Here is a 20,576-nt window from a genome sequence, read left to right on the forward strand (position 1 = left end):
GACATAAATAAGCACCAGCTTTTTGTGGCAGATTAATCATTTCCCCCTTTCTCCTGACAGCGCCAACGTGCCGATGAATCCAGCCAGCATCACAATAACAACAACCCCGGTCAGGATATTCACTTTATGCGAAATCACTTTGCCGTTTCGATACAGCAATTACCAAATTTTCGCCGCAATGATCCCTAGTAAAATGCCAATAATAGCACTGGATAACGTACCGATTAGATAATATTCGGCAAACTGCTTATGTTCAAACTGCTTAAAACGGGTCAGCGTTTTTAATGCCGCCAAGAATGCGAGTCCCTGTGGCATATCCATCATCATAAAAATCACAATTAATGTCCGTTCTAGCATCCCGATGAGTTGGCCGATTTTGGCTGGAGAATCATGAAAAAATTGTTCTGTTTTAATTGTGGTGATTTCCACTTCTTTTTTTCCACTATTCTCATGTTTCGTTTTTACTTCGATTTTCTCATCGGATAAACGATAAATCCCTTCTTGCAGCTTGTAATTGGGGGCGAATTCCCTTAATAAAATTTCCAGAAAATGCCCGGCTCCATAAGTCGCTAAAACAAAAATGCATGCAGTGGCTGCCGCTTTTTCTGCGAAAGTCTTTCCAATAATGTCTAAAAACGCTGGCGGTTCAAAGATACAATAAAATGTAAACAAGATGACCAAAAGGTGAAGCATTTGGTCCATTATAAATAAAAGCGCCTGACCAATAGTTTTATTAAATACCATATCTAATTTTATTTTGCCGTAATCAATGATAAAATGGCAGATGGAAATAAGCACAATAGCTTGTGCCAGCATTAGCAGCCCGGAAAGTGAAAACGATGGAAATATTTCTAGGGCAACAATGCTCGCGACCGCCATAAGAATAGTATGGACAGCCAGATGTTTTCCTAAATCGACAAGCGGTTGATCATGTCGTTCCTGAACTAGTCGATCTGAATGGACAATAAAATCTCCTAGCAAATGAGCAAGATAAAAGTATATCCACAATGTTATCCCCCTACTTCTTTAAAAGCGTTTGATATAATATCAATAATTCGGTAAAGCTCGCTTCTGTCGCCTTTACCTTCTGGTACTCCGCGCGTTTCAGCAAATAGCTGACGGTCGAAATAGGGGATTTATACCCCAAATGTCTTCCAATTTTTTCATATGTCCATCCCGGAAACTGCTCGATCAGATGAATCACTTGTTTTTGTTTGTCTGTCCAATTTCGCTTTGTTTCCAGAATCCATCCTAATAAAGTGTTAAGTGGTTCGAATGGAAGCGCCTCAGCTAAAATATAAAAACTTGTTGTATTTTCATTTTCACTCCATATTTTTGTTTTTTCCTTTTTTTCCTTCAAATGTTCCCTAGCCGCAAATGCGCACAGTACTGCACTTCCATTAATCGTATGAACGTCCGTTGTGTCCGTTTCTAGTTCCCCTATTCCAATTCCAGAATAAAATGGACACTGGTGAAAGCAGGATTGGGAATATATATATTTAATCAGTGGATATGCGCTGGAGAAATTTCCAATGACTCCAACAAGCTCATCGCCATTTCGAATAGCAAACGGGACAAGCAAATCTTTATGGAACCGCTTGTTTATCGTCTTTTTCAAGTCATTTAAAATCATTAGCAGCCGTTTCTTATCCATTTGTCTAGAATGTTTTACATCCAACGCAAAACATACAGCAGGTTTCATAAGATCTCCTCTTTTTGATTGATGTATATATATCAATATTACTATTATTGTTGGGAAAACATCAAGAAGCGCATCGGCTCATTTAGATAAAGGGGAACAAATTTACGGCATTGAGCTGGTGATCCACTCAATGATTAGCGCCAATACCGCTAGGCAAACCGTTATCACAGTGGAACCAATCAATATATGCCGCTGTAGTTGGATGTACTTCCTTCTTTCTTTTGCTGCATAGAAGGCATACGCCATAAAACCAGCGATAATGGATCCGCCCCATCCTGCCAATCCGATTGGGGTAATTAACTTTTCCCAATCGAAGATCCAAAAATACATAATAATTAGATGAACGGCGATGATAGAGAAAGTGATCAGCGGTTCCATTATTTTTAGCATCCGTTTCCCTCCCCCCGCACATGATAGTGATGGTTTTTTCTCTTTTGAAGCAAGCAGCGATGCTGCTGGCTGTTCATGTATTTTTTCATACGGTAGCTATGCAAAAGAATGCCGATGATGATCATAAAAAGACCGATAATAGCCCATCCGCCAGGAAGCGGAGCGGAAAGGAACGCCGCCTTGCCAATGACCGTAAACAATACAATCCTAATCTTGTTGAAACAAATTAGCTCCTCTTCGAATAATATCCTCGCCGAATTTTTGCCGCAGCTGCTCCATTGTCTTCCATAGCGCTTCTCTTTTGGCCTCTTCTTCGTAATGAAACAAATCTAATTGTTTCATGGCTGCTTTTTTATCAAATACATCAAGCGCGGCAATTCCTAACAGCCTCACCGGATTACCGTTCCAGTGTTTCTTTAATAAATATGCCGCATACTGAAAAATTTCCTCCGCTTCCTGAAATGGATTTTCCCATGTTTTGCTGCGGGTGATCGTTTGGAAATTGCTGTAGCGGACCGTAATTTGGACGGTGGAAGACACGGCATTCTTCTGTTTCATCCGTTTGCTGACCGATTGCGCTAAATCGCGCAGAACCTCAAGAAGAATCCGTTCTTCTGTCACATTACGGGAAAGCGTCGTAGAACTTCCGATGGATTTCCATTTTTCTCCCGCTTCTGGGTCAACAGATCGGTGATCAATCCCATTGGCCCACTCTTTTAATCGGACTCCAGTGATACCAAGTAAATTTTGTAATGTCACTTTTTCCGCCTTCGCCAATTCTCCGATAGTAAAAATGCCGATACCATTTAATTTTTTTGCTGTTTTGTCGCCGATGCCGTGCATCTCTTGAATAGGGAGAGGCCAAAGTACTTTTGGAACATCGCGCCTGCGCAAAACTGTAATACCTAACGGTTTTTTCATGTTACTTGCCATTTTGGCTAAAAACTTATTCGGTGCAATGCCAATGCTTACGGGAATATGTAACGTTTGTAACAGGCCTTTTTGAATTTGCTCCGCGATGTCCAACGGTGAAAGGGGTAGATGACAATCCGTAATATCTAAATATCCTTCGTCAATAGAAGCAGGCTCCAAAAGAGGTGTGAACGTTGCTAAAAATTGAAATACTTTCTCACTTATGTCGCGGTATAAGTAAAAATCGGGTTTTAATATAACAAGCTGTGGGCATCTTTTTTTCGCTTCCCATAACGGCATTGTCGTATAAATGCCAAAACGTTGTTTCGCAATATAGTTTGCCGCTAACACAACTCCTTTTCGTTCTTTCGGGTCTCCCGCTACAACAACCGCTTTTCCTTTTAATGAGGGGTCTCGCGCGATTTCGCAGCTTGCGAAAAATGAATTGCAGTCAACATGTAAAATCACGCGACCGCGATGGTGTTTTTGGTATGTTGTTTCCATGTTCTTTTTCTCCTTTTTTGAACTGCACCCACTTTCACTTTGTTTAGAAATAGGAGATTCTTGGGTAATCCCTTCTAACGAAGAGAAATTGACCAAGCTCTACGGACCGTTCCAGCCCTGAATGCAAGTTCCTTGTATGTTGGGCTCGACACGCTGACGTACAGAGCAGGTTTCGCTTTCCGGTCAGCATGGGCATATGATGGCAGAAGGTTTTACATGACAAACCTTTTGCTTCTCCCATATCTTCCGTTTTTACAGAGCAATCTGTATAAAGTAATTTAATTATAGCACATATGTTCGTTTGTTTCTACAAAAAAGCAATCCATCTCCTGCTTTTGTTGGTTTATACCCTGTCCATTAGACATGAGAGTCTTCTCGCCTATTATAAAAAGATAGGGCAAAATCGTTTCTTCCGACATTTTGTTGATTGTTGTTATTTTTGTTTTAATTTGATTATTTAGAACATAGTTTAATAAGTTAATTTATATCACATATAAAACAGCCTCTTACAGTTCAAAAACGAACGATAAGAGGCTGTCTTCATCGCTTTGTAATAATAAATTTAAGAGCCTTTGTTAAACTTCATTCGCCGGCATGATTGGAATTAGAACAATATAGAAATATCAAATCAAGACAGCTAAAAAACATTGATACATTTCTTTAAAAACTGTTAAAGCCGATGATAAAATCCCAATATAGCCGAAATAAAATTCCCCACTTACAATAGAACCATAGTGTCAATGAGAGGAGCTATGGTTCGTGATTTCCCAATTTTGCAGGCTGCTATACTATACGGCTCATTATTTAGATAAGCATTTGATGTTACACCATGTTTCCTTTATAGCTTTGTCTATGTAATAATTAGGTTTTGGTGCAAAGATAAAATAAAAGAGAATAAAACGCATATATTCCTAGCGGAACCGTACTTATGCTGCAATCCCAAACAATGGATCGATGAATTCTTTCTGATTTTGGACAGACTGATTCCCGTAAATCAATCTGTTCTTTTTTGATCATATGCATGGCTTCTACTCCCGAAAGAATGGATGCATCTGTGTCAAAAGACTTGAACCCTACTAGGAAGAACTCGTCTCTTCATGAATCGATGATCCTGTTCCACGATGCTGTTAAGGTATTTCACTCCAGCAAATCACGAAAACTCAAGTTGTACCGTAGGTACCACCTTACTGTGAGAAGAATAACTTCTAGTTCCTAATGCTTCCACTTGAATTCTGCTGGTTTTTTCATACCGATACACATCCTTTTTTTAGACTGATCGTATCAGTATGTCCAAGATTTAGAGATTACTTGCAAGTACATTGAAGTTTTTGCACCAGAAAATGTTCGATTTTCAAAAGCTAACAAATGTGTGTTGGAGTGGTAATATTCAAAAATGGCGTTTGCCTTCATCCAGAACTATTGATTACGTTCAGGGTCCATCACTTCATCACTATTATTAAAAAAACGGGCCATAATGTCTTTCTGCTGCCTCAACCCTATTCCATCAATATGCACCCGATCCATCATTGCATATTGGCTTGAAATCGATAGATAAGGATTTGGCCCTACTGAACAAAAGATACTAAACCCATAATCTCTTAAAGCTTGGAATTTAGGATCTCCCGGCAAAACACTGCTTCCATATGGATAGATATAGATATTTGTTTTTCCGATCAGTGGTTCAACTTCTTTTTTCCATCTCTCCGTATCAGAACGCAAGGTGCTTAGGCTTACTTTTCTTGTATCCAAATGGCCGTAACCATGGGATGCAAATTCCCAGCCATCTTTCTTTAGTTTATCAACCACTCTTTTCGCTCCGTCTTTTTCATGAGCATAACTTTTGTTCGTTAATTCGTGAGTACGGTATCCCAGTATTCCCTCATAGCCGGTTAATGCAAGAATTCCCTTTGCCCCGTTAAATGAAAAATCGGGATGCTCCTTCACAAAAGAATTCAGTATCGGAACGATTTCATTGTCTCGAGAAATGATCTCAGCCCCAGTTTTATCCTTTGAATAGGTAGCAATTTCCCCTTCTCTATCTATTATTAATTTATACGCATTACCGTTCTCTTTCATATATTGATAGTAATTTAGATCATCAACAGAAATAATTAGCGGCTTTTTGTTTTTAGGCAGTTTTAGTTCTTTCTTCGTTAACGTTACTTTTCCATTAATCATCTGCTCTTGAAAGAGGTCAGACATTTTAATTAGCATAAAATTTTTGCGGTACAATGAGTCTAGCATTTTTTTAAATTCTTTAACGGTGACAAAGTAATCATCATAACCTTTGGACATCGCATCCCCATCAAAAGCTAATTCGGGATAAATAATAAGAGGATGAAAAAAGATATGCTCGATTGGTCCGTTGTAAACGACAAGCTCTTCCTTTGGATTTGCTTGCGGGGGAACCGGAACAGGCTTAGGGTGTGCTTTATTATGCTCCGGTTTAGTCACCTTATCAGCATGGTCCTCTATTTTGTTACTTGGTTGGGTAGATACTTCATGATGGCTTGACCTAAAGCAGCTGGACAGAGGGATACATAACACTACAAGCAATATTATGAGGCTGTTCTTCATACACATCACCTCTCCCTATAATCACAAACACTTTAAATTTATTACTCTATATTCCAGAAATACCCCATTTATGCAATTTATGCATTTTTTATAATTAAGGAAATGTGGCAGTTCGCACTCTTTAATTATTTATGCGTAATTGAACTATCCTGCTCCGTTAATTTAATGAAATAACTAATGGAATAACATGAATGGCGTTTTTCAACAACTTTTATTTGTAATGAAACATCTTTATTGTCATTCAACAATTTATCCTTCTCGTGTTAGAACTTAGGCAACGCCTCCACGGCATCCGCCAAATCACTATAACTGTCTTTTAAGTATCGGGATGTCGTGGCGATATTGCTGTGGCCGGCAAGCCGCCGCACTTTCTCGATATCGTTGTTCGTCGCCTTTAACATCCACTTACAAAACGTATGCCGAAACATATGGGGTGTCAGTTTTTTGTTCGGCAGGCTGTAGCTTTCAATCATTCGCTGGATACCCCGGACTGAAAACTTCGGCGAGCTCTGGCTGTAAAAGACGTATGGTGACTCGGCGACATGCGGTTTCTTTTTCGCCATTTCGTATAATTTTTATATGACGAGTTTAAGTTTGACAGTAAGCTGCGCACGCTAATACCAAGTATCCCTGGTTTGGGCAGAAGATTCAAAACAACATTTTAAGTCATGTTCAAATAACTATACAGAAGTGAAGAGTGTGTCTGGGTAAACATGGACTAAACCATTCAAATCTCCCATTTTAGATATATTTCAATGTAAAAAAGCATCTGCTCATTCACGCAGATGCTTTATTTAATATCTACCCTTGATAATATAAACATTTAACCTATAACTCGTCCAATCAAACTGATTATCCTAATCATAACATTTAAATATCTTAAAAATTAAAAGATGTGTAACTTGTTGTCAAAACATTGGAAAGAAAAATGTAATGGTAACAATACGCCAAGGGTAAGAATTGTCTCTCTGAAGAAATTACAAAGAAATAGATGTACAATTACAAAAAAGTTGTTCAATTTTGGTGTTCAAAACATGCATAACACCGTTCGTTTTTTAGATATGTTTTATTTTTATCTTCTTCCCAAGTACGCTTCTTCCTTTGCTTCACCCCATTATAATTTTTGCTTGTTAGGAGCATAAAGGGTCTACGCTCTTCGGACGGCTTGGGGAAGCCAAGTTGGCTAACCACCCCTAAAAAAGCATAGCTTTTAAAGCTTGCTAAGTCATTGGGCTTCCCGCAAGCCGTCAACGAATCGCTTGATACTTCGTATGCTCCACTTAGTTCCGCACCCTTCTACCCGCCTTCGCGCAGAAATTCCCCCTTCGCCAAACAAAGAAAGGAGTGTTTAACCATGGAAAAAATCTACGAAATTCAACGCATTAAACAAGTCGTTCAGGAAGTGGAAGCTCGATACATCGTCTGTTGTCCGGAGGATGCAACGAGAGTCGCCGCGCATTTCATCGGCGACGATGACAGAGAAGTGTTCTTCGTTATGTGCCTCAATAACAAAAACGAAGTCGTTGCAGTTCATCGCTGCCATGTTGGTTCGCTCGACGCATCCATCGTTCACCCAAGAGAAGTCTTTAAGTCAGCCATCCTCAATAACGCAGCTGCTATCGTCGTCGCACATCAGCATCCAAGCGGTGACATCACTCCATCGAAAGGAGATATAGAAATGACTCGACGGCTCTCGAAAGCCGGAATGATACTGGGGATTGAGGTTCTCGATCACCTAGTCATCAACTACAAAGCAGAATATACTTCCCTAAAAGAAAGAGGATTCCTTTCCTGAAGGAAGGTCCCCTTCCTCCTTCCTTCTTCTTTTTTCTGTCTCTCCCTTCCTCCATTTTTGAATGGCATCGAGCCTTTCAAAAATAGACTGTTTTAAAGCGTTGCAATAAAACAGCCATTTATTTTAGAAAAAATGTTATGATTCACAACATTTTATATTTTCATTGTAGAAACTTACAACAAAGAGATGGATTAAATGAAAAATGCTACGCAAAAGATCATCAATCTATTTCCTCACCTAAAACCTTTACTGGATGAATCCAATAAAGAAGTATTGAAAACTTCCTCGACATTAAGTGAGTTAGAAAAGACATTTTTGCAATTGGATCGATTCTTTTGATTTTTCTTTGTCAATTTTTTATTGAAAGTATTTTTCGTCTTTCAGTCTGAGAGAACATAATGCTCTCAAATTATTTTTTAAATACGTGGTTTCCTATTACAATTGTTGTTGGTCTACTATCCAGCCAACGTGAATGTGAAGTCTTTGGATTATAGAAGAACAGTGAACCATAACCTTTTGAACGATCGTAAGCTAATGCTTCTTCAACTGCTTTGATACTTTCAACATCAGCAGGTTGATTGATTGCACCGTTACTAACTGGTGTGAACTGTCCAGGCTGATAGATTACTTCTTTAATAGAATTAGGGAATTGAGGATCGTTAACTTGGTTCAACACCACTATCACAACAGCAACTTTTCCAGCATATGGTTCAACTTTAGCTTCAGCTCGAACCAATCTTGCAAGTAAATCTTTTTCGTGAGGTGCCACATGAGTTATTGGTTTATATTTCTCCTCAGTAGCTCTCTCATTTTTCCCTGGTATTACAATATTTTGACCAACATAAATCAAATTAACATTTTTGATTTGTGGATTAGCCCTTGATAGTTCATACAAAGTTACTCTATGTTCCTCTGCAATTTTACTCACGGTGTCTCCACTTTTAACTTCATAAGCAAAAGCAGGAGGAGCAATCAGCATAGATAATCCTAATGCTGTAACCACGATTAGTTTTCTCATAGGGGTTTGCACTCTCCATAATTTTATATTTAGTTCGAATGTATTTATCGTTTCATAAAGCGGATGAATCTTCAGGCGAAAAATTCATAGAAAAAAGCAGGTCTATAGAAAAGGTTCGGAAAGGTTTTGATCAAAGACGGCGGAACCTCTAAGTAGCTAAATCCTGCTTGAAGAGGTTTAGATCGGAGTATCCAACCAATTCCGTACGGAACGCTATCCGCAGCTCCTCTTGAACCGTAAGAAAAACCCGCGATGCAAATAACGCCGTGCTCTGTAATGTATTTCATTACCGTTTGTGCAATATCCATAAATCTATCATTCGATGATTTAGAACATAATTCTTCTTAATAAAAAATCATGGCAAAACAACGAGTTATTATAAAATAGAAATGGAGATGGTAACCCAACTCCCATCTCCATTTTTTATGTTTGGAGCTCTTTTATTTTAGTTTTATCGGCACAATTTTGCCGTTTTCTATGGCCGCGACGCTTTGTTGCGATTCAAATCCGCCGTCATCTCCGATTTTCGAAACAACATATACTTGTTTGTCTTGCGGAATATGTTCAAGGCCCTCTTGCATATGTTTGCGGATGGCAACAGGGTCATCCACCGTGCCTGCTGCTTTCATCGCTTCGACAAATGCATACATCGCCAAATAATTAAAACCAGCTTCCGAGCCTGGATCTTCATTGAATTTGGCGCGGTAGTTTTTCACAAACGACGGAACTCCCGGACCGTCCGATTCCACTAATGGCATGACGCCAATGGATCCTTCCAGCACATCGTAAGATCCCGTTACTTTTTTCATTTCGTCTAGCTTCGCTTGATCCATAATGATAAAGCCGCCTTTAAATCCCAACTCTCGCGCCTGTTTCGCCACTTTTGCCGTCGGTTCCGACGGACCGCCGATAAATAAAACATCCGGTTTTTTCTTTAACGCATTGGTGACAATCGTAAAGAAGTCCGTATCTTTGGAAAAGTCAATGGATGTTTTATAAACGACTTTTCCTCCTTGTTTTTCCCAATATGGAAGCAACGTTTCCGTCCAATCTTTTCCGTATTGCGAAGCGGTTGGCAGCGCGGCAAGTTTTTTGCCGAAACGCTTCATCGCATATTTAGTAAACGGAGCCACATAGCTGTCATAACGCGGCGGTATTCTTACCGTCAACGAATTCCCGGTTTGCGTGATTTTCGGCTCGCTTGTATAAGCGCCAATAATAAACTTGTCCGTTTCGTTAAATACTTGCAATGCCATGACTCCGCCACTGTGCGGAGTAAACACGATCGGCGTGTGATGTTCTTGAACGAGGCGTTTCGCATTCGATGCCGTTTCGTTTGGCAAATACTTGTCATCTAATGCAACGACATTTAATTTATATTTTTTTCCGTTTACTTCAAATCCACCGTTATTGTTAATCTCCTCTGCCGCCATTTTCACCCCATTTAATGTCCGCTCTCCGTAATAGGCGGCAGGACCGCTTAACGGACCGCTGTATCCGATGTTGACGATGTTGCCATCGCCGCTTCCGTTTGTCTCATTATTGCCCCCGCTTGATGTATTCCCTGTTTTGGAGCTGTTGCACGCTGCTAATGAAAACACCATTACCAACATAATAATTGTAGTGAGAAACCATTTCATCTTCTTCATCGTATCCCCCCTATTTTGCAATGAACAAAAGATTATTATAAATATTCAGACAATTATCAGGATAGTGATCTCTCACCTCCTTTTCATGTGCCGATATAGGCCTTGCGAACATCATCATTAGCAAATAACTGTTTCGCCGTTCCTTCTACCACAATTGTTCCGTTTTCAAATACATAGCCTTTATGGGCAATGCTAAGCGCCGCATGAGCGTTTTGTTCGGCTAATAAAACCGTCGTTCCTTCTTGATTGATTTGCTTGATCGTTTGAAACATTTGTTCGACAATGAGCGGAGCCAGCCCGATCGATGGCTCATCCAAAAGCAATAGCTTCGGGTGTGACATTAACGCTCTGCCGATCGCCAGCATTTGCTGCTGGCCGCCGCTTAGCGACCCGGCTGGATCGTTGCGCTTTTCTTGCAAAATTGGAAACAGTTCATACACATGTTGCAGAGACTGCGTGATTTTTTCCTTCTCTTTTCGGTAAATGTAGGCACCCATCAATAAATTTTCATAAACGGTCATGCGCGGAAACAATTTTCTTCCTTCAGCACATTGGACGATCCCAAGCTGTACGATGCGATCCGGAGGAAGATGATCGATCCGTTCCCCTTGAAAAACAATTTCACCTTGGGAAAGTTTGTTTAGTCCGCTAATGGTGCGGAAAACCGTGCTCTTTCCCGCTCCGTTCGAGCCTAACAGAACAACGATTTCGCCCGGCTCAACGGTAATGTTGACATGGTTGACGGCGGCAAAGCTGCCGTACTGGACGGATACGTCCTTTAACTCAAGCAATCGCGCTCCCTCCTAAGTATGCTTTAATGACGGTTTCGTTGTTTTGAATTTCCTCTGGCGTTCCTTCAGCGATTTTTTCCCCATAATTCAAAACCATAATTTTATGGGCGATTTTCATGATCATCGACATTTTATGTTCAATGAGACATACGGTAATTCCGTGATCCACCATCTTGACAATCAATTGTTCCAATCCTTCTGTTTCATCCGGATTGACGCCTGCAGCCGGTTCGTCGAGAAGGACAATCTCTGGTTCCGTCGCAAGCGCCAATGCAAAAGCGGCACGTTTTTTCTGCTCTTGCGAAATGTTAGCGACCATTTTATCAGCGACATCGGTTAAACCGACAAACTCCAACACTTCCATTGCTTTTTCCTTGCACTCAGCTTCTTCTCTCTTTAACCGTTTCGTCCGGAAAACGGCGTCGAGCAAGTTAGAGGAAGTTCTCAATCGATGGCCGATCATGACGTTATCTAATACGGTAGATTGTTCAAACAAATGGGTCGTTTGAAACGTGCGGGCAATCCCCAGCTTAGCCCGCTGATTGGCCGGGAGGCGGGTAATATCCTGCCCTTTAAAAATAATCTGACCCGATGTCGGCTTATAAAACCCGCTGATCAGATTGAAAAAAGTCGATTTCCCCGCTCCGTTCGGTCCGATAATCGCATTTACTTTTCCTTCTTCGACAGAAAAGCTCACATCATTGACAGCTACCAACCCGCCGAACCGTTTCGTCAATTGATGGACTTCCAGTAACATGCTCACCCCTCCTTCACTTGCTTTTTATTTTCAGAATGGCGGGAAATGACAAAACGGTTTGTAGCAGGCATCGTCCGTACTTGAGGATTTCCGCTTTTTTCCACACGTTTTGCTTTCCAGCGGATCACCCCGCCGACAATGCCTTGTGGATAGAAGATGACGAGCAGTGTCAAAATCGGTCCAAAGATCAACATCCGATAGTCTTGCAAAAACTGCAGCTGCTGAGATAGAAACGTAATCAACAGCGGACCGACAACCGGTCCAGCCATCGTTCCAATGCCGCCGACAATTAAATACGTAAGGAAATCAAACATCACGGAAATATAGCCGATATCCGGTCCAAGAAAACGGATAAAGGAAGCATACAGCGCTCCTGCCAAGGAAGTGAAAAAGACCGATAAGACGAATGATGCTAATTTATTTTTCATCGTGGAAATGCCGATCGTTAGCGCCAAATCCTCGCTGTTGCGAATCGCAATATACGTTCTTCCCGTCAGCGAGTAAATGATGCGATACATGACGAAAACGACGAGAAGCAAGAAGAACAGCACTAAATAATATTGCGACACAGGAGTCTGGAACGAAAGCGGACCGATGTTTGCCGGAGCAGGAATGCCGATAAATCCGCGCACCCCTCCCGTCAGGCTGTCCCATTTATCGATGAGAAGGTAAATAATATACCCGACGCATAGCGTATAAATGGCAAAAAAGTGTTCCTTTGTCCGCAATGCGACTAAACCGACGAGCAAGCCGATCAAGCAGGAAATAAGACAGGATAAGAAAAAAGCCAGCCAAAAATGCAGCCCTGCTTTGACGGTTAAAATCGCGAGCGTATAAGCTCCAATCGCAAAAAATCCCGCATGGGCAAGCGATAAATAGCCCGTATAGCCGGCAAACAAGTTTAACCCGTAAACAGCGATCATCCAAATAAAAGAGATCGTCATCATGTGCAAATAATAGTTGTTCGGAATCAAAAAAGGAAAAACAAGCGCAAACGCAATCACCAGTATGAGTAATTTCCTTTGTTTTAACACCGTCGCCATCATTGTCCCTCCTTGGCAAATAGTCCAGTCGGTTTCACCGTTAAAATAATGACGAGTATGACAAAGGCGATAATGTCTTTATAATCGTTGGAAATATAAGTTGCACCTAAACTTTCGCTAAATCCCAAAATATACCCGCCGATAATCGCTCCAGGAATGCTGCCCATTCCGCCAAGAATAATAATGACAAACGCTTTTAAAATGACGAGATGGCCCATTCCCGGAAAGACAAGATTAATCGGAGACGCCAAGGAGGCGGCCAACGCCGCGAGGCTGCCAGAAATCATAAACGTCATCATCGCGACTTTGTTCGTGTTAATGCCGACTAAATTCGCTCCTTCACGGTTTTGCGACATCGCGATAATCGAGGCACCGATAAACGTCTTTTTCAGGAAGAAATAGAGCAAAATCATGATGACAATCGTGGAAACAATAATGAGGACTCTTTGCATCGTTAAGGTGAGACCAAGTACGGTGACAACGTTTCCATAAGGAGTAGACATCGTTTGATAGTCTGCCCCCCACACAAGTTGGGCGAATGCTTCCAAAAATAAGAGGATGCCGATTGCTGCAATTTTATCATGAAGGGGTGGAGCGTCACGAAGTGGATAAAAGACAAACCGTTCCATCAGTACGCCAAGCAATCCGATCGCAATCATTGAAATGAGGATGGCCAGCCAATACGGAAGCCCCGCCTGATTCATCATCGTTAACGTCACATAACCACCCATCATATAAAGCGCGCCGTGAGCGAAATTCGGAATATGTAAAATTCCGTAAACAAGCGTTAATCCTAAGGCGACCAAACTGTAAACGCTTCCAACAGTCAGCCCATTTAACAATTGTTGGGTCAATAATTCCATCCGTTTCCTCCCCTTGATTGATTTAGCTTGTTTATTGAAATTTATTTATCGTTTCACATGATTATACATTTATTGAGATAATTTTTTGCCGATATATCATTTTTAAGGAGATTGATAGACGGAAAGAGAATGGGAAGCTTCTCTTTCCTATTTTTCCTTAAACGATTCGCGATTTTTGATTCCGTTTAAAATCAAATCGACGTAAATGTCTGCCAGCGCTTCTTCCGATATTTCTCCATCCGGTTGAAACCAGTAGTAGCTCCAGTTTGTAATGCCTAAAATGCCAAATGTAATCATATCCGGGGGCAGCGTCGGCTTAAATTCGCCGCGAGCGATTCCCGCTTCGATCAACTGCTGGTAATGTTCCCGGAACGCCCGCCGCTTTGCTTTAATTTCTTGCAAATGATCTTCATGCAAATGCCGCATTTCGCGGAAGAAAATGCGTGCGCTTTTCCTCCTTGCTTTAATATTGCGAATAAGCATATAGACGATTTCGTACAGTTTTTCCGTGCAGCTTTTCTCTTTATCTTGTAAAATGCGCTGTTGCTGCTGCAAAAGATCTTCCATATAGGAGATGCATATATCTTTTAGCAGCTCTTCTTTGCTTTTGTAATAATAATAGAATGCCCCTTTCGTTACGCCCATGACTTCGACAATTTCTTGCACTGATGTTTCTTTGAATCCTTTGCGGTCGAATAGTTCGATGCTTGTTTTAATAATTCTTTCTTTCATAATGTTGACTCTCTCCAATGATTTATTCCCGTTCAATAATTGTGGCAATGCCTTGCCCGCCGCCGATGCATGCCGTAATGAGCGCGTATCTTCCGCCGGATCGCTGCAATTCATACACCGCTTTCGTGATTAAGATCGCACCGGTTGCACCGAGCGGATGGCCATGGGCGATCGCGCCGCCGTTGACGTTCACTTTTTCCGGATTCATATTTAATTCCCGGTCGCAGGCGATCACCTGGGCGGCAAACGCTTCATTGATTTCAATCAAATCCATATCATCTAATGTCAATCCGGCTTTTTTCAACACTTTTCTTGTGGCCGGCACCGGACCGATTCCCATAATATTCGGATCGACCCCGGCAACCGCATAAGCGCGAATAACTGCTAATGGCGTCAACCCCAGTTCTTCCGCTTTTTCTCTCGACATAATGACCAATGCCGATGCGCCGTCATTTAACCCCGAGCTATTTCCCGCTGTCACTGTTCCGCCTTCCAAAAACGCTGGCGGCAGTTTAGCCAATGCTTCCATCGTCGTATTTGGCCGCGGATGTTCATCTGTATCAAAGATGATTGGCTCTCCTTTTTTGACCGGAACGGTAATCGGGACGATTTGTTCTTTAAAACGTCCTTCCTGCATCGCCCGCGCCATTTTTTGCTGGCTTCTTAGCGCGAATTCGTCCTGTTCTTCTCTGCTGATCCCGTATTTTTTGACAAGGTTTTCCGCTGTAATTCCCATCGGCGGATCGCCGATTTCTTTTGGCGACAGCTGCGACTTGCGGAAACTCGGCGGCGTCGAGCTGTACGGTTTTTCCGGGCGGTCCATTAAGTACGGAGCGCGGCTCATGCTTTCCACTCCTCCGGCAATATACACATCGCCATCCCCCGCGCGGATCGCCTGTGCCGCCAGGTTTACCGCGTTAATGCCAGAACCGCATTGTCTATCCACGGTAAGGCCGGTAAGCTCAAGCGACAACCCCGTTTGCAAGACGGTAAGCCTCGCGATATTCCCCCCGCCGCTTAACACGTTGCCCATAATGACGTCGTCGACCATTTCCGGGCCGATGTTAGCCCGTCGCATCGCTTCTTTGATGACTTCCGCGCCAAAAATATGCGCCGGCACGGTCGCCAATGCTCCGCCTTGTCTGGCAATCGCCGTGCGCACGGCGGAAACAATGACCGCATCCCGTTTCATTTATGTCACTCCCATTCATTTTTTATAAAAATCCCGGTAACAAAAGGGTTTTGCTGTTACCGGGACGAATGTTGCAGCCAATTAATAGACAGAAAACACGACTTCTCCCTTGACGACTTCTTTTCCGTCTTGATTGACAGCCGCCACATCAAATCGCAATGCGTGATCCTCTTTTTCTTTCACCGTCGCTTTTAACGTGACGACGTCATTTAAAAACACCATTGATTTAAAACGGACGGAGTAGTCTTGCACAAATCCTTCTTCATAATAAGGGGTAAACAATTTGGCAAGATTGCCCATCGTCCACATTCCATGGGCGATAATGCCCGGCAGCCCCGCTTTTTTCGCCTCTTCGTCAATCGTATGAATCGGATTGTAATCGCCGGAAGCGCCGGCATATTTAATGAGATCGAGGCGGGAGACAGGAGGAAGTTTGACTTCTGGCAACGACTCTCCTACTTTTAATTCGCTGATTTTCGTCATACGACCATCGCCTTTCTCACTGCTTCCGTAATAATAATTGTCGAGGTGGACGTAAAAATCACGCTTCCGGATGGGTCTTCCCCGTAATTCGTGATGACTAAAAATCCGAGCTCGCCCATGCTGCTTTGCTTTTCATAGTAATCTTCCACTTTCGCATAACAATACAGCTCTTCCCCGACAAACAACGGTCTTTCGTAATGAAACCGCTGTTCGCCGTGAATCAGTCCTTTGCTTGGAAGCTTAAGCCCTTCAATCACGCCATAGTCAAACACCCTTGGAAATGTCGGAGGCGCAATGTTTCTTTGATAGCGTGATTTTTTCCCCGTTTCCTCATCCCAATAAATCGGATGTGGATCACCGATCGCTTCGGCAAACTTTTTCACCGCTCCCCGCTCAACGACGTTTTTTACTTTATTGGAGCATTTTCCGATATGTTCGGTAAACATGCGTCGTTTCCCCCTATTCCGTTAACATTTTGGACCTCCGGCTACGTATAGCACTTGTCCGTTAATAAAGGAAGATTTTTCATCGGCAAAAAACGCCACCGCCTGCGCGACATCTTCCGGCTTGCCGCTTCGTCCGACCGGAATGTTCGCGACGCTAGCCTGAATTAACTGTTCAAACGAAATACCTAATCTTTCCGCCGTTGCTTTTGTCATATCGGTTTCAATAAATCCAGGAGCAACCGCGTTCGTGGTGATGCCAAACTTGCCCAGCTCGATCGCCAGCGTTTTTGTAAAACCTTGAATGCCTGCTTTCGCCGCCGCATAGTTCGCTTGCCCGCGGTTGCCAAGCGCGGAAGTGGAAGAAACATTAATAATGCGTCCGTACCGTTTTTCTACCATGTATTTTTGAACGGCGCGCGCACAGTAAAACGCCCCTTTGAGGTGAACATCCATGACCGTGTCCCAGTCCTCATCCGTCATTTTAAACAGCAAATTGTCGCGAATAACTCCGGCGTTATTGACGAGAATATCGATCGATCCGAATTGGTCGACAATCTCTTTTACCGTCGTTTCCACTTGTTCGCGGTCGGTAACGCTCGCAACTTTTGCATATACTTCATAGCCTTTTTCGCGCAATTCACTTGCGGTGGCGTGCAACGTTTCTTCATTTAAGTCAATGAACGCCACTTTCGCTCCTTCTTCGGCAAAACGCGTAACAATCGCCTTGCCGATTCCGCGGCTTCCTCCTGTAACGAATGCGACTCTTCCTGTAAATCTTTGACTCATGCTTGCTTCCCCCTTCTATTCGATAGCGCTTTCAAATTTTTATAGGAATTGCCCCAATTTGACATGCCCTTTAAGCAAGTTTCTTGCAATAATCATGCGCTGAATTTCATCGGTGCCGTCATAAATGCGCCAAAGTCTGGCATCACGATACCAGCGCTCGATCGGCATTTCTTTCGTATAGCCCATGCCGCCGTGAATTTGCATGACGCGGTCGACGACGCGGTTGCCCATGTTGGCGCCAAACAGTTTGGCCATCGATGCTAAATGGCGGTTGTCTTCGCCTTGGTCGAGCGTAAACGCCGCGTTTAACACGAGCCATTTCGCCGCTTCAATTTCGACGGCCGAATCGGCGATCATCCATTGAATCGCTTGTCTTTCCGCAATTGGCTTGCCAAATGTCACGCGCTCTTTCGCATAGTCAATCGCCATTTGCAGCAGCCGTTCTGCCGCTCCGACCGCGCGGGCGCCGACAATCCAGCGGGCATATCCGATCCACTCCAACCCAAGTTTATAGCCGCCGTGCAGCTCCCCTAAAATGTTTTCTTCCGGAACGCGCACATTTTCAAAGATTAAGCTGGCAGGTGTCGACGGCCCCATCGTATGTATCGGTTCGGAACGCCAGCCCATCTCCCGGTCGACGATAAAACAAGTAACCCCTTCCCGTCCGTTTGTTGCTTGATGGCGTTCTTTGTCGGTAATGGCGATGACCATCACAAAATCGGCTTCGTTTCCTCCGGTGATAAACGTTTTTTCTCCGTTTAGCACCCATTCGTTTCCGTCTTTGACCGCGGTCATTTTAATGTTTCTGGTGTCTGATCCTGCGCCTGGCTCCGTCATGGCAAAGCATGATTTTTTCTCGCCGTTAATGGTCGGAATCAAATATTTTTTCTTTTGTTCTTCATTCGCGTAATAGAGAATGTTATCCGCCGACCCGCCAAACCGGAATGGAACAAACGTTTTTGACACTTCCATTGTCACAATCGCCTGCATGACGTGTCCGAGGTTGGCGCCGCCGTATTCTTCCGGTGTATTAATCCCCCAAAAACCCGCTTCTTTCGCTTTGAGCTGCAATTCTTTCAACTTCTCCTCAGACAGCCCCGGTTTTCCTTCCCGTTCGTTTCGCAATACTTCGTTTTCTAGCGGCATTAATTCTTTTTCGACGAATTTGCGAATGGCCTTTTGCACCATCCGTTGCTCATCAGTAAGACGCAAATACATGTATGTCCCCTCCATTTCCCTCTCTAGGCCACGTTTCCTCCATATTAAATCGATGCAAAACCCTGCAAATTATACCAACCGGTTGGTATGTTAATCCTATTATATTCTAAAATTTTAAAAAATACAATATTTTTTGATTTTAATAGAAACCATTTTTTCGTTCTCCCATTCAGGACAGAAAGAAATATAGAAAAAACAGGTGCGGCTGCCGATTATTCAGCTCGCACCTGTCATATGCGAACGCACTTTTGCCACCGTTTCACCAATTCCGCCATGAATGACAAGATCAAATACGTCATCCATTCTTGTTGGCGTTTTATTAATGATCACTTTATACGTAACGGGAGACTGAGTAGCTACGTAAAAGGGAATTTGGTTGACCGGCGCTACTTCCAGGCTTGTTCCCATCGCAATAAGCAAATCGCTTTCTGCCGCCGCGGCGAACGCTTCCTCGATTCTTGGCACCAATCCGCCAAACAGCACCACATCCGGTTTTAAAATTTCATTGCACTTATTTCCATTTGCCGCTTTCCGCTCGCACCGCGGAACATCATGGCGGTTGATAAACGCTAAATCATACTTTTCGCCGCATTCCGGACACGTTGCCGTCTGCAAAGTGCCGTGCAATTCGATGACGTTGGTGCTCCCTGCCTTTTTATGCAGCCCATCGATATTTTGCGTCAAAATAGTCACCTTTTTTCCCATTTCTTCTAATTGGCGAAGGAACCGGTGGCCGTCATTTGGCGCAAAATTGCCCATTAGTTTTAACGAAAACATTCGTTTAAAGCGCCGCCAAAAATCAACAGGATCTTTTTCAAAATAGTATTCGGATAAATAGTATTCGACATTTTCTTCCTGCGCATAAATCCCATTTTCGCTGCGGAAATCGGGAATTCCCGATTCCGTACTCATTCCCGCACCAGTTAAAACCGCAATCACGTCGGCGCGAGCGATTCGTTGTGCGAGTTCTTTTATGACATCCACGTTTCTCTCCTCCTTCAACAAAAAAGTCCCCAAAAAATACGGGGACTTTTCTAAGTTCATTTTACGCTCTTTTTTTCAGAAAAGCAACGATCGAAACGATCAAAGCAATGACGGCAATCACTAAGGTAGCAATCGATAATCCATTTTCGTTTTGCTCGTTGTTGGTTTTATTTTCTGACTGAGCTTGATGCTGCGCCGCCTGTTCGCCGTGGCTGTGCATATCGTGTCCGCTTTGCGCCGCAGCCGCTTGGCTGATTTCCGTTACAGAATGAGGAGTTTGTGAGTTTTCCGTTCCCGTCCATTCAACAATGGTGCCATCTTTATAATATTGATACGCATCCCAAGCGACCTTTCTTTCCTTATCTGGGTTTTTCGCAACAAAGAAAAACTGTTGAAATTGTCCTGGCAACAGCCCTTCTCCTTCCGCTGTCCATGTGACCGTTTTTACCTTTCCGGACGCGTCTTTTTCCAGCGTCACTTTCCAGCCTTGCTCCGGTTGATAAGATACCAATTCCATACCATCCGGAATCTTTAATGTGACTTTCGTTGTCGGAACATCTTTTTCGACTGGGATTTTGACCGTATACGTTTCCCAAGCGCCGGGAGCGGAGATGTTCGGCTTTACCGTCACGTGAGCGCTAGCAATTCCTGTGCATAATAAAAAGGTTGCCACCATCATAACAAGTACTTTGGAAGTTTGTGACCATATTTTTTTCATCATCGAATCTCCTCCT

At 42.9% G+C, this 20,576-nt stretch carries 22 protein-coding genes and 3 pseudogenes; 1 reads left to right on the plus strand and 24 read right to left on the minus strand.

Annotated features, from left to right (window positions below; all coding sequences use genetic code 11):
* Nucleotides 1-36 precede the first annotated feature (36 nt).
* From HT574_RS20250 to HT574_RS14840, 10 genes and pseudogenes are all read right to left on the minus strand, one after another.
* On the minus strand, nt 37-159 hold the full coding sequence (locus tag HT574_RS20250; RefSeq protein WP_256411136.1) for a hypothetical protein: 123 nt from the start codon (nt 157-159) through the stop codon (nt 37-39).
* A complete protein-coding gene (locus tag HT574_RS14805) occupies nt 160-1,008 on the minus strand; it encodes a DUF3307 domain-containing protein (protein WP_175245199.1) in 849 nt (282 codons plus the stop codon).
* 10 nt (nt 1,009-1,018) lie between these two features.
* Nucleotides 1,019-1,702, minus strand: a complete 684-nt coding sequence (locus HT574_RS14810; protein ID WP_175245200.1) for a hypothetical protein — start codon at nt 1,700-1,702, stop codon at nt 1,019-1,021.
* Nucleotides 1,703-1,804: 102 nt separating this feature from the next.
* The gene (locus HT574_RS14815) at nt 1,805-2,092 is read right to left on the minus strand and encodes a hypothetical protein (RefSeq protein WP_175245201.1); all 288 of its coding nucleotides are present in this window, start codon (nt 2,090-2,092) and stop codon (nt 1,805-1,807) included.
* The gene (locus HT574_RS14820) at nt 2,086-2,292 is read right to left on the minus strand and encodes a hypothetical protein (RefSeq protein ID WP_175245202.1); all 207 of its coding nucleotides are present in this window, start codon (nt 2,290-2,292) and stop codon (nt 2,086-2,088) included. Before HT574_RS14820 ends, HT574_RS14815 begins: the two co-directional genes overlap by 7 nt.
* A 7-nt stretch (nt 2,293-2,299) precedes the next feature.
* Nucleotides 2,300-3,508, minus strand: coding sequence for a DNA polymerase IV (locus HT574_RS14825; protein WP_175245203.1), 1,209 nt, complete (start codon nt 3,506-3,508; stop codon nt 2,300-2,302).
* A gap of 926 nt (nt 3,509-4,434) precedes the next feature.
* Nucleotides 4,435-4,649, minus strand: a pseudogene (locus HT574_RS14830) (DDE-type integrase/transposase/recombinase); the annotation flags it as partial.
* Nucleotides 4,649-4,762, minus strand: a pseudogene (locus HT574_RS20525) (IS6 family transposase); the annotation flags it as partial. The pseudogenes HT574_RS14830 and HT574_RS20525, both read right to left, overlap by 1 nt.
* Before the next feature lie 162 nt (nt 4,763-4,924).
* Nucleotides 4,925-6,085, minus strand: a complete 1,161-nt coding sequence (locus HT574_RS14835) for a polysaccharide deacetylase family protein (RefSeq protein WP_175245204.1) — start codon at nt 6,083-6,085, stop codon at nt 4,925-4,927.
* Nucleotides 6,086-6,348: 263 nt separating this feature from the next.
* A pseudogene (locus HT574_RS14840) lies at nt 6,349-6,651 on the minus strand (tyrosine-type recombinase/integrase); the annotation flags it as partial.
* A gap of 788 nt (nt 6,652-7,439) precedes the next feature.
* On the opposite strand from HT574_RS14840, the gene HT574_RS14845 reads away from it, so the two are divergent.
* A complete protein-coding gene (locus HT574_RS14845; RefSeq protein ID WP_175245205.1) occupies nt 7,440-7,880 on the plus strand; it encodes a JAB domain-containing protein in 441 nt (146 codons plus the stop codon).
* A gap of 409 nt (nt 7,881-8,289) precedes the next feature.
* Here HT574_RS14845 and HT574_RS14850 read toward each other — a convergent pair whose 3' ends face one another.
* The 14 genes from HT574_RS14850 to HT574_RS14915 all read right to left on the minus strand — a co-directional run bounded on the left by HT574_RS14850 (nt 8,290) and on the right by HT574_RS14915 (nt 20,560).
* Nucleotides 8,290-8,898 carry a cell wall hydrolase gene (locus HT574_RS14850; RefSeq protein ID WP_175245206.1) on the minus strand — a complete coding sequence of 203 codons (609 nt, stop codon included), beginning with the start codon at nt 8,896-8,898 and terminating at the stop codon, nt 8,290-8,292.
* Between the two features lie 440 nt (nt 8,899-9,338).
* Nucleotides 9,339-10,547, minus strand: a complete 1,209-nt coding sequence (locus tag HT574_RS14855; protein WP_175245207.1) for an ABC transporter substrate-binding protein — start codon at nt 10,545-10,547, stop codon at nt 9,339-9,341.
* 83 nt (nt 10,548-10,630) lie between these two features.
* The gene (locus HT574_RS14860) at nt 10,631-11,338 is read right to left on the minus strand and encodes an ABC transporter ATP-binding protein (RefSeq protein WP_175245208.1); all 708 of its coding nucleotides are present in this window, start codon (nt 11,336-11,338) and stop codon (nt 10,631-10,633) included.
* Entirely contained in the window at nt 11,331-12,095 is a 765-nt protein-coding gene (locus tag HT574_RS14865; RefSeq protein WP_175245209.1) for an ABC transporter ATP-binding protein, read from the minus strand. Before HT574_RS14865 ends, HT574_RS14860 begins: the two co-directional genes overlap by 8 nt.
* A 2-nt stretch (nt 12,096-12,097) precedes the next feature.
* The gene (locus tag HT574_RS14870) at nt 12,098-13,138 is read right to left on the minus strand and encodes a branched-chain amino acid ABC transporter permease (protein ID WP_175245346.1); all 1,041 of its coding nucleotides are present in this window, start codon (nt 13,136-13,138) and stop codon (nt 12,098-12,100) included.
* On the minus strand, nt 13,138-14,001 hold the full coding sequence (locus HT574_RS14875) for a branched-chain amino acid ABC transporter permease (RefSeq protein WP_175245210.1): 864 nt from the start codon (nt 13,999-14,001) through the stop codon (nt 13,138-13,140). Before HT574_RS14875 ends, HT574_RS14870 begins: the two co-directional genes overlap by 1 nt.
* Before the next feature lie 147 nt (nt 14,002-14,148).
* A complete protein-coding gene (locus HT574_RS14880) occupies nt 14,149-14,733 on the minus strand; it encodes a TetR/AcrR family transcriptional regulator (protein ID WP_175245211.1) in 585 nt (194 codons plus the stop codon).
* Between the two features lie 22 nt (nt 14,734-14,755).
* Nucleotides 14,756-15,925, minus strand: coding sequence for a thiolase family protein (locus HT574_RS14885; protein WP_175245212.1), 1,170 nt, complete (start codon nt 15,923-15,925; stop codon nt 14,756-14,758).
* 81 nt (nt 15,926-16,006) lie between these two features.
* Nucleotides 16,007-16,408: a MaoC family dehydratase gene (locus tag HT574_RS14890; RefSeq protein ID WP_017437190.1), complete on the minus strand. Its 402-nt coding sequence runs from the start codon at nt 16,406-16,408 to the stop codon at nt 16,007-16,009.
* The gene (locus HT574_RS14895; RefSeq protein WP_175245213.1) at nt 16,405-16,854 is read right to left on the minus strand and encodes a MaoC family dehydratase N-terminal domain-containing protein; all 450 of its coding nucleotides are present in this window, start codon (nt 16,852-16,854) and stop codon (nt 16,405-16,407) included. Before HT574_RS14895 ends, HT574_RS14890 begins: the two co-directional genes overlap by 4 nt.
* A gap of 21 nt (nt 16,855-16,875) precedes the next feature.
* A complete protein-coding gene (locus tag HT574_RS14900; RefSeq protein WP_175245214.1) occupies nt 16,876-17,640 on the minus strand; it encodes a beta-ketoacyl-ACP reductase in 765 nt (254 codons plus the stop codon).
* A gap of 39 nt (nt 17,641-17,679) precedes the next feature.
* Complete coding sequence (locus tag HT574_RS14905) at nt 17,680-18,858, minus strand: acyl-CoA dehydrogenase family protein (RefSeq protein ID WP_017437187.1); 1,179 nt, start codon at nt 18,856-18,858, stop codon at nt 17,680-17,682.
* Between the two features lie 216 nt (nt 18,859-19,074).
* Complete coding sequence (locus tag HT574_RS14910) at nt 19,075-19,842, minus strand: NAD-dependent protein deacylase (protein ID WP_175245215.1); 768 nt, start codon at nt 19,840-19,842, stop codon at nt 19,075-19,077.
* Between the two features lie 61 nt (nt 19,843-19,903).
* Nucleotides 19,904-20,560, minus strand: a complete 657-nt coding sequence (locus HT574_RS14915) for a YcnI family copper-binding membrane protein (protein ID WP_175245347.1) — start codon at nt 20,558-20,560, stop codon at nt 19,904-19,906.
* Between the last annotated feature and the right edge of the window lie 16 nt (nt 20,561-20,576).

The organism is Parageobacillus sp. VR-IP (genome assembly GCF_013357975.1).
Lineage (GTDB): Bacteria > Bacillota > Bacilli > Bacillales > Anoxybacillaceae > Saccharococcus > Saccharococcus caldoxylosilyticus.

Coding starts and splice junctions, on each gene's coding strand:
- HT574_RS14810 (WP_175245200.1), bottom strand. CDS start 1,702: ATGAAACCTGCTGTATGTTTTGCGTTGGATGTAAAACATTCTAGACAA.
- HT574_RS14815 (WP_175245201.1), bottom strand. CDS start 2,092: ATGCTAAAAATAATGGAACCGCTGATCACTTTCTCTATCATCGCCGTT.
- HT574_RS14825 (WP_175245203.1), bottom strand. CDS start 3,508: ATGGAAACAACATACCAAAAACACCATCGCGGTCGCGTGATTTTACAT.
- HT574_RS14835 (WP_175245204.1), bottom strand. CDS start 6,085: ATGAAGAACAGCCTCATAATATTGCTTGTAGTGTTATGTATCCCTCTG.
- HT574_RS14845 (WP_175245205.1), top strand. CDS start 7,440: ATGGAAAAAATCTACGAAATTCAACGCATTAAACAAGTCGTTCAGGAA.
- HT574_RS14850 (WP_175245206.1), bottom strand. CDS start 8,898: ATGAGAAAACTAATCGTGGTTACAGCATTAGGATTATCTATGCTGATT.
- HT574_RS14855 (WP_175245207.1), bottom strand. CDS start 10,547: ATGAAGAAGATGAAATGGTTTCTCACTACAATTATTATGTTGGTAATG.
- HT574_RS14865 (WP_175245209.1), bottom strand. CDS start 12,095: ATGTTACTGGAAGTCCATCAATTGACGAAACGGTTCGGCGGGTTGGTA.
- HT574_RS14870 (WP_175245346.1), bottom strand. CDS start 13,138: ATGGCGACGGTGTTAAAACAAAGGAAATTACTCATACTGGTGATTGCG.
- HT574_RS14875 (WP_175245210.1), bottom strand. CDS start 14,001: ATGGAATTATTGACCCAACAATTGTTAAATGGGCTGACTGTTGGAAGC.
- HT574_RS14880 (WP_175245211.1), bottom strand. CDS start 14,733: ATGAAAGAAAGAATTATTAAAACAAGCATCGAACTATTCGACCGCAAA.
- HT574_RS14885 (WP_175245212.1), bottom strand. CDS start 15,925: ATGAAACGGGATGCGGTCATTGTTTCCGCCGTGCGCACGGCGATTGCC.
- HT574_RS14890 (WP_017437190.1), bottom strand. CDS start 16,408: ATGACGAAAATCAGCGAATTAAAAGTAGGAGAGTCGTTGCCAGAAGTC.
- HT574_RS14895 (WP_175245213.1), bottom strand. CDS start 16,854: ATGTTTACCGAACATATCGGAAAATGCTCCAATAAAGTAAAAAACGTC.
- HT574_RS14900 (WP_175245214.1), bottom strand. CDS start 17,640: ATGAGTCAAAGATTTACAGGAAGAGTCGCATTCGTTACAGGAGGAAGC.
- HT574_RS14905 (WP_017437187.1), bottom strand. CDS start 18,858: ATGTATTTGCGTCTTACTGATGAGCAACGGATGGTGCAAAAGGCCATT.
- HT574_RS14915 (WP_175245347.1), bottom strand. CDS start 20,560: ATGAAAAAAATATGGTCACAAACTTCCAAAGTACTTGTTATGATGGTG.